Origin of the sequence: Nocardia anaemiae NBRC 100462, assembly GCF_001612725.1 — a bacterium.
Classification (GTDB): Bacteria; Actinomycetota; Actinomycetes; order Mycobacteriales; family Mycobacteriaceae; genus Nocardia; species Nocardia anaemiae.
This window is the reverse complement of record NZ_BDAZ01000056.1, coordinates 1-12954: the sequence shown is the minus strand read 5'-3', so window position 1 is coordinate 12954 and position 12954 is coordinate 1. Positions and strand designations below refer to the sequence as shown.

The window sequence follows — 12954 nt, the reverse complement described above, 5'->3', positions numbered from 1 at the left end:
CATGACACCCATCGATACGGAAGGCAAACACATCTAAGGAGCGGAATCGATGCTGCGCGTTGTCGCGGCCGCCATCGCGGTCGGTGCACTAATGGTTTGTGCCGGTCCAGCCGTTGCCGAGGGGTTGGGCGACAACGTCGTCACGTTCGCCAATGCTCCGAACGACGGTGCGACGTTCGCTGACGGTCTGGGCGAGAGTGACACTGCCGCCACCGACGGATTGAACGACACCACGTCAGCCGATGCTCCGAACAACGGTGCCGCGACATCCGCGGATGGTCTGGGCGAGAGCGGCACTATGCCCGCCGACGGGCGGAATGACAGCATCTCTCCATTCGCCGATCCACCTACTTCGGCAGATGGTCTGAGCGAGAGCGGCACCACGTCCGCCGACGGACTTAATGACCTGCCTGCGACGTCCGTCGAAGAAGGCACCGACAACGCCGCTACGTCCGCCGAAGACACCGACGACGCCGTCACGCCCGCGGCCGGCCAATACGACACGGGCGCAACCCCTGCCGGACTCACGCTCTCGCTGATCCGCTTGGGCACCAGAGCCTTGGCCCTGACAGTGGTCCCACTCCACCAGTTCCCGGCCTTCGACGCCGTCATCACCCACGAAAGCGGCTGGGACGTCTTCGCCATCAACCCGGAAAGCGGCGCTTACGGCCTCGGTCAAGCACTGCCCGCCGAAAAGATGCAAACCCACGGCGCCGACTGGCGCTTCAACCCGCTCACCCAAATCCGCTGGACCTACGACTACATGAACGCGCGCTACGGCAGCCCGGACGGCGCCTGGGCATTCTGGCAGCAACACCACTGGTACTGACGATCATCAGCTCGGTGCCGGTGCGCGGTGCAGTTCCTTCCGGTCGTAGTACCGAGTGACGACGCCGCCGAGGACAAGTCCGATGACCAAGCCGAGCAGCGTCATCCAGATCGCACGGCTCAGCCCGGCGGAACCGTCGGCATCGAAGTACAGGATGGCCCTGATACCGAGGTACACCTGATGCATCGGTTCGAAATCGGCAAGCCAGGCAACGGATTTCGGGATCGCTTCGATCGGAATGGTGCCGCCGGAGGAGGGTAGGCCGAGCACGATGAACAGGATCAGGTTGACCAGCAGACCGGCGGTGCCCAGCGCCGACACGATCGACAGCGCCGTGACGCCGACCGCGATGATCGCCAAGGTGCTGTAGAGGAACAGCAGCAGCGGCCGCTCGATAGGCATACCGAGCCAATGCCCGACCGCCATGAATATCCCGGCCACAACCGGTGCGGTACCGGTGATCACGCCCCACTTCAGCAGCAGCGTTCCCAATCGGGAAATCGGCGTCGGCGGATAGTGCACATACCAGGGACCGAATTCGGTCGGTGCGAAACCGAGCGATGAATCGACCATGCCATTGATCACCATGGCGCCGGTGAATCCGGCCAACAGCACCATCATCGTGTAGAAGAAGGCCGTCAGACCGCCGCCCGTACCCGATGGCAGTGGATGGAACGGAGTGAGGACCACATCGATCGGCTTGGCCAGCATAAGACGACTCAGGCCGACCAATTCCGGCGCCGATCCAGACGATTGCAGCTGGGTCTGCACGGTTTCGGTGAGCTGTTTGCCGACCGTCTGATTCGCCTGCGTGAGTGCGTTCCCGGCCACCGTCTGCACCACCTGCGGCGAGAACGACCCGGTACGCGGATTGGTGTACACCGTGATGATCGGCTGGGTGACATCGCCGGGCACCACGCTGGCCGCGGCGAAAATGCCGAGCCGCTTGGTGAAGTCGCTCGGAATGACGATCGCGCCGTACACATTGCCCGAATTCAGTTGCTGCTGAGCTTCGCTGATGCCGAGCACCCGCAGATCGATCTTGTCGCTCGGAGTCTGCCGCACCAGCGCATCACTGATCTGCTTGCCCACATTGGTCGGCTTACCGCCGATCACATCCCCGCTGTCCTGATCGACCAGCGCGATCGGAAAGCCGTGCAGATGCTTCGCCGGATCGACCACATACGCGAGATACATGGTGGCCAGCAAGGCCATCAGCAGCGACACCACAATCGCCGGTGCGAGCCAGACCCGCACCCGCGATCGACGAGCACTCGACTCTTCCGGGTTCGTCATGACAGCACGGTAATTGCTGGATCGAGCCCTGTGGGACTGTTCGCTGGACCGTGTCTCAGGAGTCGGCGATCACCTCGCGGTGAAACCGACCCAGGTCGCGAATCGCGGCTCGGGCATCGGAGAGCAGATCCGAGGCCATGTGGTGCACATGCGGCGCGCGATCCCAGACCTGCAGCCGAACCGGGACGTCCGCTTCGACGCAACGTAGCGCCAGCATCTCGGCGTCGGGCAGTAGGCATTCGGTGGAGCCGACCTGGATCAGGACCGGTGGTAGACCGGTGAAGTCGTGATTGACCGGCGACCATGCCGGGTCGAGTTCGCCGTCGCGGGCAACGCCGCGCCGCGTGATCATTTCGATGCCCCGAGCGGGGATGTAGGAATCGCTGTGCCGGTTGGGGTGGGCGTTGCGAGTCGTCGAGTCGAAGTCGGCCCAGGGTGCGATCGCGGAGATACCACCAGGCATCGGCAAGCCACGCTCCCTGGTCGCCAGCGCCAGCCGGAAGGCGAGCCCGCCGCCTGCCGAGTCACCGGAGACGACGATGCGCTCGGGTCGGAATCCCTGCTCGAGCAGGTATTCATAGGACTGGACGGCGTCGTCGAGACTGTCGGTGAAATGCGCGCCGGGTAACTGTCGGTAGTCGACATTGAATGCGGGCATCCCGCTGGCACGTCCGATCTTGGCGACCAGACGTCGGTGGGTGTTCAGGCCGCAACAGAAATAGCCGCCGCCGTGGAAGTACAGCAGTGCCGAATCTTGGCGTTGCCGCGGGTCGGCAATTTCGTTGTGCCACAACCATTCGGCGCGGAAGTTTCGCATCCGAACAGACCAGCGTCGAGTGCCGTTCGGGGGGACGAGCGCGGCAGCCGGTATTTCGAGGAGACGGCAGAGTAAGAGCAGATGATCGAGCTGATCGCAGTCGGCGATCCACGCCAGGGCAGCCAACCCGAGCCCGACTGTGCCGCGCAGCAGCGGATGGGCGATCCGAGTTCCGATACTTGCCTGGTTGGATGTTTCGATGAACGGCGAGGAGGGTTCGGGGCGCGCAACAGCCGTCACGACCGTTGCCATTGTCTGGCCTTATTCCGACGAGGCGGAATAAGGGTGTTCCAGAAGTCGCGGCGCACCGCGTCCCACAGCTCGGTCAGTCCCGGATGCAGTTCTCGTGCTTGCACGAGATCCGGATAAGTGGCGGGTCCGAAGGAGAGAACCGGCGAGGCATCGGATGCGTCGTGCACGGCGAGAATCGAGATCAGCCGATTCTGGATCAACCGCCACGTCACGCGCAGACCGTCGGCTTCGGTTCGACATACGTTATCCATTGCCGACCCCCGGTTGTCGTGGATGTAGCTCGTGCCTTTCGCGACCCTCATCGATCGGGCACGCTCGGTGAGATGTCAAGGTCGACCTCCTGCTCGCAACTGCTTGGCTGAGCCTCACAGATCCGGCACGCGCAGACATGGGTAGAAACACCCACTCGACCACCCAAATACGCAGCTCGCGCACGCTCGGGCCGCAAACCGCGCCCGGCGTGTCGGGACGGGCGGGTAGCAGTCGCTTGGTGGACGACCTTCGCAAACAGGGCCCTCGCGCAGCCCCTGGCACGGTTAGATTAGGTCTCATGGGGCGAAGTGGGCCCACTCGCGTGGTCGGTAACCTGCCATTCGCGGTGACAAGTTTCGTCGGACGGCAACGGGAGATCCGCGAGGTCCGAGAACTGCTCGCGTCGGCACGGTTGGTCACGCTCACCGGTGTGGGCGGTGTCGGAAAGACTCGGCTCGCCAGCGAGGTCGCGGCCGCTTCCGGCCGATCGTTCCCGGATGGGGTTTGGCTGGTGGACCTGTCCGCCGTCGGCGATCCCGATCTGGTGGCTCAAACGGTGCTAACCACCCTGGCGATCGTCGACGTGTCGAACCAGTCCATCGAGGAAAAGCTCGTCGAGCACTTGGCCGATCTGCAGGCGTTGATAGTGCTGGACAACTGCGAACACCTGCTCGACGCGTGCAGTGCACTGTGCAATCTGCTGCTGCGATCCTGTGCCGGGCTCCGGATTCTGACCACAAGTCGCGAGTTGCTCGGCGTCGCGGGCGAGCATGTGTACACGGTTCCGACGCTGTCGATGCCGAGCCCGTACGATCCGGTGACACTCGGCGCGCTGGCCGCCTACGATGCGCCGACGATGCTGGTAGAGCGCGCTCGGGCAGTGCGCCCGGACTTGACGCTGACCGAACGTGATGCGGATGTGCTGGTGCGGGTCTGCGAGCGTCTGGACGGGATTCCGCTCGCCATCGAACTCGCCGCATCCCGGCTGCGGTCGCTGTCGCTACCGGCGGTCCTTGACCGACTCGAGGACCGGTTCATGCTGTTGGCCGGGTCTATCCGAGCAGCTGTGCCACGGCAGCGAACGCTGCGGGCACTGATCGACTGGAGCTATGAGCTGTGCCGCCCGACCGAAAGGCTGCTGTGGGAGCGGCTATCGGTCTTCACCGGCGGCTTCACCCTCGGCGCGGCCGAGGGCGTATGCGCTGGTCCCGATCTGCCCCGTGAACAAATTCTGGATCTGGTCGATCACTTGGTCGCGCAATCGATCCTGGCCCCGGTACCGACCGGCGGCCCGCCGCGGTATCGGATGCTGGAAACGATCCGGGAATACGGTTGGCAACGACTGGCCGAACGCGACGAGACCGGCGCCCTGTGCAAGCGACATTGCGACTACTACCTCGCACTCGCCGAGCAGATCGCCGAAGCCTGGAGCGGCCCTAGCCAAGCCGCCGGGCTGGCCGAGTTGCGTGCCGAACGCGACAATCTGCAGGCAGCCCTGGACTGGGCGACGAGCACGCCGAGCGCCTGCCACGAAGCGCTGGCACTTGTCACCGCCCTGCGCTATCACTGGACCGCCGACGGATACCTCGGTGAGGGACGGCGGTGGATCGATAAGGCACTGCGCGTCACGGACGACACCTGTCCGGGGCGGGTCTCCGCGCTATGGGTCGCGGGGTGGGTGCGATTTCTACAGGGCGAATACGAGGCAGCCAACGAGGCACTCGACGAATGCGCGGCGGGCGCGCCGGCAGTGGGTGACCGCCACGCACTGGCCTGGGTGAGCTCCCTGCGCGGCACAGCGGAATTGTTCCGCGGAAATCTCGCACCGGCCATCGCCGCCTTCGAGCAGACCCTCGATGACTACGCCGACGATGACGAAGTGGTCCGCATGACCCTGTTCCAGCTCGCCAGTGCCCAAGCGCACGCCAGTGACCGCAGCGCGGGCGCGACGGCCCGTCAGGGCATCGAGCTGTCCGACCAGCGGGGCGAGCGGTATACCAAATCGCTTGCACTCTGGGCCCTCGGCTACCACCAGTATGTCTGTGGTGAATACGACAGCGCGACCGAATCGGAACGCGCCGCACTCGAGATCCAGCGCGAATTCAATGACCATGTGGGCGCGCCGCTGATCATGGAGGTGCTGGCCTGGATCGCCGCCGCTCGCGGCGAATACCGGCAAGCGGCGCGACTGATGGGTGCGATCGAATCGGTGTGGCGGCGGATCGGCGGATCGCTCGCGGCGTTCGGACCGCACTTCGGTGCACAGCACTCGGCGTGCGAGCGCACCCTCGCCCAATCGCTGCGGCCGACGGACCAGCGCGCGGAAAGAGCGCGCGGCGCGGCGCTGGACCTCGCGCAGGCGATCAACTACGCACTCGACCCGAGCCAGACCGTCCAGGAGCCGGACGCGCAGGAGGACACCATGCTCACCGCCCGTGAGCGGCAGGTGGCCGAGCTCGTCACGCAGGGTCTGAGCAACCGACAGATCGCCGCACGGCTGGTGCTGTCGCCGCGCACCATCGACCGGCATCTGGAAAACATCCTCTGCAAACTCGGCTACTCGTCCCGGGCCCAGATAGCCGCATGGACCGCGCGCACGCACCGCCTGCGATAGCCGCTCGAGCAGGGCGAACGATATCCATGGGTACGGCCCTCCCGGCAAAAATGGGTATACCCAGGGTAGTTCTACCGTGGTATTCCGACGCCGCGGACTAGACGCTTGGTGGGGACAGCATTCATGGCTATCACACCGAGGTTCCCATGTCCGAGCACAGATACGAGTCCAGCAACCACAAACCCGTCGGCACCGAAAACACCATGATGATTCGGCGCTGCGGGCCCTGTAACAAGTTGTTCCCCCCGCTGACCGCCGAATGTTCGTCGTGTCGGTCCTGGGATCTGGAATGGTCGCCATCGTCGGGTCTCGGTTCGGTCGTGTCGTGGCGGCTCGTACACCGGAATGTGGGCCGCCCGCACGCCCAAGTGGTGCCGCTGACGATCGCCATCGTGGAACTCGACGAGGGTCCGTGGGTGTACGCGACGATCGAAGGGGACGTGACACCAATTTCGGATCAGCCGGTCCGGGTGCGATTCGAGCCCCATCCTCGGGTGGATCGTTTTCCGGTGTTCACTGTCTGCCCGACGGAGTCCGATTCGGATGGCGACGTCACGCCCGCGCCACAGCACAGGAATGTTTCGATCGAGGTGCGCTCGACACATCGTCGCGAGGTCGAGCATCGCTTCGACGCGTGGTGGGTGCGGACATCGCTGCGCCAGTGTGAACTCATGGCGAGCTCGAAGGCCCTCGATACAGCGGCGAAATCCCTGATCACCTTCGCGATCCGATGGGCTCCGTTCGGTGGCGCCACCGCCGCGGAGCTGCTGGTGACCTTCGGCGCGACCCGTCGACGGTTCCTGCAGATGCTCGACGAGGCCCTGGCCCCACGGCGGACCGATAGCGTCAGTGTGCGCGGGCAGAAGCGCCAATTGAAGGACGCGCTGGCACAGGCGTGGCAGATGAGTCCCACTGCGGTCCCGGCCGGTCGCGCCTGATGTAGATCTGCGTCGAGGACACCGCGACTGGTACGAGTTGGCCTTGGACATCTAATTCGATGCCGCCTCCGTCGGGCCAAGCCATGGGGATGAGCGCCTGGATCGCGGAACCAGGCCCAGCACTAGGCGCTGATCGGGCTCGGGCGTGTCGCCACGCTGTCGAATAGCTGGCAATCCACCGGACGGCCATAGTGTGGCGCTATGACATCCGGGAGCGGTTCGGTCTTGGCCACCAGAACCCTCGCCGTTGGTGGCAAGCGGGTCCTCGTCACGATCGGGAGGCCCTGCCCAGACCAGTCGGCGGAGGATTCCGCATACATCTGTCGCATCGATATCGATGGAATGGCCATCGCCCCGATCCGACTAGAAAGCAGCGCGGACACCCCCGCGCGAACGGTAGCGATCGGTCTGCGGAGGACCGCCGAACACCTGGATGTCGGCCTGGCCGAACTACTATCCGACGCCAACATCGGCATTGCACCGTACCGTCATCCTGCTGCCGGACTCGTGGGCAGCGGCCCATCCTGAGCACCACTCGCCGGTGCGGGTCATGCGGATTACCGATCGAATTCGTAGCCGTGTACTCCGGATGGGTCTGCGCGGCCGGAACCAGTGACGACCTGGGACTGCCAGTCGGCAAACGACCGTTTGACGACAAATCGGATTCAAGTTCAGTTGGCGGTGGTCGCCGAGCCCTGCTTGTGAGCGCAGGTCCCGGATCCGCCCTCAAGAGCGACCGAACAGCGTGACCACGCTGTTCGGCGCCTCCTGCCCGAAGAAGGTCTCGAGATTGTGCGCCGAGTGGGCGGCGACCTCGCGGCTGCGGGGGAAAAGCCGCTTCTCGTAGGCGGCGAGCGCAGTCTCGACGTCGGGGTGCCCGGCCAGCTCGCGCGCCAGGTCGGCGCCGTCGTACATGGCGAGGTTGGCGCCTTCGCCGGCGAAGGGCGACATCAGGTGCGCGGCGTCGCCGACGAGCGTCACGCCCGGCACCCGGTCCCAGCTGAGCCCGACAGGGAGTGCGTGGATCGGCCGGAGCCACGGCTCCGCGTCGCTGCCTGTCACGAACGCGGTGAGCAGCGGCGACCAGCCATCGAACTCGTGGGCGAGGCGGCGGAGACCGGCGGTCGGGTCACCGAAGTCGATCGACCGCATCCACTCCTCGGGCTTGTTCAGCGCTACGTAACCGCGCACACCGCCGTCCGCGTCGCGGTGGACGATGATGCCCTGGCCCGGCGCGACCGCCATCAGTGTGCCGCTGCCGATCGTGGCCACGCTCGCCCGGTGGTCCCGGCCGCCCGAGGCGAGGGCGATCTCGACGAAGCAGGTGCCGCTGTAGCGCGGCTCGGCCTGGGTGAGCAGCGGCCGGACCTTCGACCAGGCGCCGTCCGCGCCGACGACGACGTCGGCGCGTACGGTGGAACCCGCCGTGAAGGTGAGGTCGAAGCCGCCCGTCGGGTAGTGCCGGAGCGCGGTGAGCTTGTGGCCCCACTGGATGGTCCCGGGGGCGAGCGAGTCGATGAGCAGGCGCCGGAGTTCGCCGCGATCCACCTCGGGACGGGCCGAACGGGGGTCCGTGGGCCGGTCGAGCAGGATCGTGCCGTGGCGGTCGACGACGCGCTTGGCGTCCTCGCCTGGCCGGACCAGGGCGCGGAACTCGTCATACAAGCCCGCCGCGCGGAGCGCGACCTGCCCGGTCTCTTCGTGGATGTCGAGCAGGCCACCCTGGGCGCGCGCCGTCGCCGACGCCTCACCCTCGTAGATCGTAGCGGCGACGCCGTGGGCTTGGAGCACCCGGGCGAGCGTCAGCCCGCCCAGTCCCGCTCCGACGATGGTGACGGTCTTCTGCATGGTGCGCTCCTCGGTTGCGGTCGACACCGGGAGCGGGCGGGACGCCCGATCTCGGCACGGAGACGCTCACCGATCGGAACCGTCCTGCATCGATGTGTGCGCGATGTCCGGCGAGCAACGCCGCAGGACATCGTTTTTCGCGACACCATGAAGCTAACCTGGCTTCGGATTCGGAGCAAGTCCTCGGTTCAAGCGGGTGATGCCAGCGAAGGAGCTGGCGTCAGAAGAGCGTGTCGCGCACCCGCAACGGCCGGTACCCGGTCGGGCCGAGCTGGGCCAGCTCGCCGTCGATGCCGACCTCGAGCGCGCCGAAGAAATTGGATGTTCTCCGAATGGGCCGGGGAAATGTGGGCCAGAACCTCGTCGTCGATGCGGCGCCCGGCCGCGCGCATCTGCTCGACGGCCAGGCCGTAGTACTCGGTCGTCCACGTGACCACGGCGTTCGTGACGAGCGTGAGGCACGACGCCTGCTCGGTCTGGCCCTCCAGGTGCCGCGCCCCGACCATGCCCTCGTGCGCGAAGAGCAGACTGCGTCGGGTCGAACCGCCTCGACGCGACCAGTGGCTGGCTGATCTGCCACGACCCTGTCCCGTTAGTCCGTGGCCAGGCGGCGCCGGAGCCATTCCGGGACGGACTCGCGCGGGTGCTTCTCGGCCTCCGCGGCAAAGGCCAGACGCCGAGGGCGATCGAAGAAGTCGGCCGGAGCGCGGAAGCGGTTGCCGACAGTTCAGGCCAGGGAGAGGAAGAGTTTCTCCATCTTCTTGGTGTCGACGCTGTCGGGGCCGCCGGTGGTGAGGCACTGCTGTAGTCCAGTGGCGACAAGTGCGTAGCCGCTGCGGCTGAGAGCCTTGTTGACGGCCGCGAGCTGGGTGATGACGTCCTCGCATTCCGCGCCTTCTTCCAGCATGCGGATGACGCTTGCCAGATGCCCGTGGGCTCGCTTCATGCGGAGGGTCACGGCCTTCACGGCCTCGGGTTCCAGCTGCATTGCGGTCTCCTTCACTAGCGCCGATCGGCTGCGCCCGGCGTGCGCACCGATCCAGCCTGCCGTGGTCGGCGGCTTCGTCACTCGCCAGTGTATATCCCCCTGGGGGGATGCTATCGTCGGTGGAAACATCCCCCCGGGGGGATATGAAGGAAGGCGGCGAGACGTGGTACAGACGGTGAAGGAAACCGGCGGTACAACGCCCGTGTCAGCAGGGCGGTTCGGTCCGTTAGGACGGCTCGGAACATGGGTGATCGACCATCGGAGGCTAGTTACAGCGGCATGGGTGCTACTGGTGATCAGCTTGGGCGCCTTCGCGCCCATGGTGGAGAAGAACCTGTCGGGGGCAGGTTGGCAGGCCGAGGGCTCGCAGTCGGTCGCCGTACGGAAGTTGGCGCAGGACCACTTCGGCGGTAACGCCAGTCACGCGATCCAAGTGGTGGTGCACAGTACCGCCGGTCCGCTCGACACCGGTGACGGCCAGGCGGTAATCGCAGCGGTCACGCGGGTGGTCCAAAGCGACTCGCGGATCGCACAGGTGATTCCGCCCACGCCCGGCACGAGCCTGTCGCCGGACCATCGCACGGCAGTAGTGCTCGCCGGTGCGGGCGCCGATACCAACGAGATGGTGCGGGCCGCAACCGATCTGAAGGGCCGGTTGCAGGGGTTGTCGACCGACACGGTGCAGGTAAATCCGACCGGATCGTCACTGTTGTGGTCGGACTTCAACGCGGCCAACCTCGACGCGATGATGAAGTCCGAAATGTTCTCGTGGCCGGTCACTTTGGCGATCCTGGTGCTGGCGTTCGGGGCGCTGGTCGCCGCCGGTCTCCCCCTGCTGCTGACCCTCGCCGGACTGATGGCCTCGGCCGGCTCACTCGTGCTGATCAACCACTTCGTGCCGGTATCCATCTGGGCGATGAACTTCGCGATGATGTTCTCACTCGCGCTCGGTATCGACTACGCACTCTTCCTGGTGGTCCGGTTCCGTGCGGCGCTGATGGCCCGGCACGAGTCACCACGCGAAGCCGTCGCGGAAACCATGGACACCGCCGGCAAGGCGGTACTACTGTCCGGCGCCACCGTCCTGGTGTCGCTGTCGGCGGTGATGCTCGTGCCCTCGCCGTCATTCCGGTCCATGGCTGGCGGCATCATGCTCTCGGTCGTCTTCGTCCTCGCCGCGACCCTGACCCTGCTGCCGGTCGTGCTGTTCAAGCTGGGAAGTCGGATCAACAAGCTATCGCTGCCCTGGGTGCACACCGGTGAGCACCGGTCGCCCGCCTTCGCCCGCTGGGGCGAACGGCTATGGCGCCGACCGGTCGTGTGGGGTCTGGGATCGCTGATCGTGCTGGTGGCGCTGGCCGCGCCGATCGTCGGGTTGAAGACAGCGATGCCGTCGATCAAGGTACTGCCCGACAAGGCGAGCGCCCGGGTCGGGTACTCGCTGGTACAGCAGGCCTTCGGACCCGGCGCGCCGGGCATGCTGCAGGTGGTGACCAACTCACAGGATGCCCAGGCCACGAGCCGAATACTGGCGGCCGACAAGGATATCGGTGCAGTGATGCCGATTATGCCCGCCGCCGACGGCAGCGACTACCGCATGATCGAGGCGGTCCCAACGGTCGACCCGTCCGACCCGGCGCTCACCGCCACCGTGGCTCGCCTGCGGGCCGAGCTACCGACATCCGCACAGGTCGGCGGGGCGGCCGTGGAGAACATCGACCTGAAGCACCAACTGGATCGCTCCACCCCGATCGTGATCGGCGTGGTGCTCGTCCTGGGATTCGCGCTGCTGCTGTTCGCATTGCAGGCACCACTGATCGCGCTGCTCGGTACCTTGACCAGCCTGCTCTCCACTGCCGCCGCCTTCGGCATCGCCCGGCTGGTGTTCCAGGACGGAATCGGATCCGGCATACTCGGCTTCGAGCACCAGGGCTTCCTGGACGCCTGGGCGCCGGTGTTCTTTTTCGCGATGATCTTCGCGATCGCCATGGACTACACCGTCTTCCTGCTCGCCTCGGCCAAGGAGCACTGGGAACGCTCCGGCGATCCCCGCGAGGCCATGATCGGCGCTGTCGCACACTCCGGGCGGGTCATCTTCGCCGCCGGTGGCGTCATGGTCGCGGTGTTCTTCACCTTCGCCCTCTCTGGCCCGCTGCCCCCCAAGGAGATGGGCGTGATCCTCGGCGTCGCTGTCCTGCTCGACGCCTTCCTCGTCCGGCTGGTCCTGCTGCCGGTGACGCTCCGGCTGGCCGGGCGCGCCGCTTGGGCCACGCCCGCCTGGCTGCGCCGAATCCTGCCCACCATCCACTTCTCGCACGGCTGAATCGAAAGGAATCCGATGACAACGACCGAACACACCATCAGCCACGGCAAACAAGTGCTCCGCGAACTGACTCCACTGCACCGCGACCTGCGCAAGGCCATCCCCGAGGTGTACCAAGGCTTCGGCGAACTGAGCAAGGCCGCGTTCGCCTCCGGCGCACTCGACCGCAAAACCAAGGAACTCATCGCCTTCGCGATCGGCGTCGTCGAAGGCTGCGACGGCTGCATCGCTTCGCACGGCCAAGCCGCAGCACGCGCCGGGGCGACCCGGCAGGAGGCCGCCGAGGCCATCGGCGTCACCTTCCTGATGCACGGGGGACCAGCGACCATCCACGGTGCCCGCGCCTACGAGGCCTTCTCCGAATTCGCCGCGGCCGTCGACGCGGGCGAGAACCCCGCCTGATTCGAGGAAAGAGGAGCCATCGGTGTGCCGACTCATCCGATGCAAAACTTGCGCCAAAACCACCTGGTCCGGCTGTGGACAACACATCGCCCAGTTCAAGGCCACAGTCCCCGCCGATCAATGGTGTCCAGGCCATCCGGATGTCGAACGAAGCAGCTGGCTGCTCCGAATCCTCGGAAAGTAGGTGTGTCCCACATGAATATCGATCGAGCCGTGCTCGCCCTCGCAGGCACCATCACCCTGCTCGGCCTGACACTCGCGGTGCTGATCTCGCCCTGGTTCCTCCTGCTGACCGCGTTCGCGGGAGCCAACCAACTCCAGGCCAGCGTCATCGGATTCTGTCCTGCCGCAACACTTCTGCGGAAACTCGGGCTCCCGGCGGGCTGCGCGTTCAG

At 65.9% G+C, this 12954-nt stretch carries 13 protein-coding genes and 1 pseudogene; 8 read left to right on the top strand and 6 right to left on the bottom strand.

The window, feature by feature from the left end; genetic code table 11:
* Positions 1–49 precede the first annotated feature (49 nt).
* On the top strand, positions 50–829 hold the full coding sequence (locus tag NA5_RS40715) for an aggregation-promoting factor C-terminal-like domain-containing protein (RefSeq protein ID WP_218020175.1): 780 nt from the start codon (positions 50–52) through the stop codon (positions 827–829).
* A gap of 6 nt (positions 830–835) precedes the next feature.
* Here the strand turns inward: NA5_RS40715 and NA5_RS28250 are convergent, their stop codons facing one another.
* Genes NA5_RS28250 through NA5_RS28240 form a run of 3 tightly spaced genes read right to left on the bottom strand, consistent with a single transcriptional unit; the run spans position 836 to position 3406 of the window.
* Positions 836–2125, bottom strand: a complete 1290-nt coding sequence (locus NA5_RS28250) for a YhgE/Pip domain-containing protein (protein WP_062991412.1) — start codon at positions 2123–2125, stop codon at positions 836–838.
* A gap of 55 nt (positions 2126–2180) precedes the next feature.
* The gene (locus NA5_RS28245; RefSeq protein ID WP_062991410.1) at positions 2181–3194 is read right to left on the bottom strand and encodes an alpha/beta hydrolase; all 1014 of its coding nucleotides are present in this window, start codon (positions 3192–3194) and stop codon (positions 2181–2183) included.
* Positions 3179–3406, bottom strand: coding sequence for a hypothetical protein (locus tag NA5_RS28240; protein ID WP_218020174.1), 228 nt, complete (start codon positions 3404–3406; stop codon positions 3179–3181). Before NA5_RS28240 ends, NA5_RS28245 begins: the two co-directional genes overlap by 16 nt.
* Positions 3407–3792: 386 nt before the next feature.
* On the opposite strand from NA5_RS28240, the gene NA5_RS28235 reads away from it, so the two are divergent.
* From NA5_RS28235 to NA5_RS40710, 3 genes are all read left to right on the top strand, one after another.
* Positions 3793–6060 carry an ATP-binding protein gene (locus NA5_RS28235; protein ID WP_063813633.1) on the top strand — a complete coding sequence of 756 codons (2268 nt, stop codon included), beginning with the start codon at positions 3793–3795 and terminating at the stop codon, positions 6058–6060.
* Between the two features lie 146 nt (positions 6061–6206).
* Positions 6207–6998, top strand: a complete 792-nt coding sequence (locus NA5_RS42455) for a Zn-ribbon domain-containing OB-fold protein (protein WP_245672433.1) — start codon at positions 6207–6209, stop codon at positions 6996–6998.
* 201 nt (positions 6999–7199) lie between these two features.
* Entirely contained in the window at positions 7200–7526 is a 327-nt protein-coding gene (locus NA5_RS40710; RefSeq protein ID WP_157110679.1) for a hypothetical protein, read from the top strand.
* A gap of 198 nt (positions 7527–7724) precedes the next feature.
* Here NA5_RS40710 and NA5_RS28210 read toward each other — a convergent pair whose 3' ends face one another.
* The 3 genes and pseudogenes from NA5_RS28210 to NA5_RS28200 form a co-directional block, all read right to left on the bottom strand.
* The gene (locus NA5_RS28210; protein ID WP_062991506.1) at positions 7725–8846 is read right to left on the bottom strand and encodes an FAD-dependent oxidoreductase; all 1122 of its coding nucleotides are present in this window, start codon (positions 8844–8846) and stop codon (positions 7725–7727) included.
* A 220-nt stretch (positions 8847–9066) separates the two neighbouring features.
* A pseudogene (locus NA5_RS39615) lies at positions 9067–9382 on the bottom strand (Tn3 family transposase); the annotation flags it as partial.
* Between the two features lie 191 nt (positions 9383–9573).
* Positions 9574–9834, bottom strand: a complete 261-nt coding sequence (locus NA5_RS28200; protein WP_062991504.1) for a metal-sensitive transcriptional regulator — start codon at positions 9832–9834, stop codon at positions 9574–9576.
* 163 nt (positions 9835–9997) lie between these two features.
* Here NA5_RS28200 and NA5_RS28195 point away from each other — a divergent pair, with 163 nt between their 5' ends.
* The 4 genes from NA5_RS28195 to NA5_RS28185 form a co-directional block, all read left to right on the top strand.
* Positions 9998–12157 (top strand): MMPL family transporter, encoded by a 2160-nt coding sequence (locus NA5_RS28195; RefSeq protein ID WP_371856466.1) that lies wholly within the window; start codon positions 9998–10000, stop codon positions 12155–12157.
* A gap of 15 nt (positions 12158–12172) precedes the next feature.
* On the top strand, positions 12173–12559 hold the full coding sequence (locus NA5_RS28190) for a carboxymuconolactone decarboxylase family protein (protein ID WP_062991395.1): 387 nt from the start codon (positions 12173–12175) through the stop codon (positions 12557–12559).
* Positions 12492–12743 carry a DUF8730 family Cys-rich protein gene (locus NA5_RS43590; protein ID WP_503826379.1) on the top strand — a complete coding sequence of 84 codons (252 nt, stop codon included), beginning with the start codon at positions 12492–12494 and terminating at the stop codon, positions 12741–12743. The genes NA5_RS28190 and NA5_RS43590 overlap by 68 nt, the downstream gene beginning before the upstream one ends.
* Positions 12744–12754: 11 nt before the next feature.
* On the top strand, positions 12755–12954 hold a 200-nt coding region (locus NA5_RS28185), incomplete at its 3' end, for a YgaP family membrane protein (protein WP_062991393.1).